General features: G+C 64.2%; 1 pseudogene. It reads right to left on the reverse strand.

From position 1 onward, the window contains the following. Positions 1–218, reverse strand: a pseudogene (locus AC805_RS16930) (ABC transporter ATP-binding protein); the annotation flags it as partial.

The raw sequence follows: 218 nt of genomic DNA on the forward strand, positions 1-218 counted from the left end.
GGGCCATCTGGACGAGGTCGAGATTTTGCATGATCCAGTCATGCCGCTCGGCCTTACCCTTCACGCCGCCGAAGACCTTGTTCACGGCGAGCGCGACATTGTCGTAGACGGAGAGCCAAGGCAGCAGCGAATGGTTCTGGAAGACCACGGCTCGCTCGGGGCCAGGCGCGTTGACCTCCTTGCCTTCGAGCAGCACGGCCCCGGCGCTCACCGACGTC

The organism is Pseudanabaena sp. 'Roaring Creek' (genome assembly GCF_001402795.1).
In the GTDB taxonomy this organism is placed as follows: domain Bacteria; phylum Cyanobacteriota; class Cyanobacteriia; order Pseudanabaenales; family Pseudanabaenaceae; genus Pseudanabaena.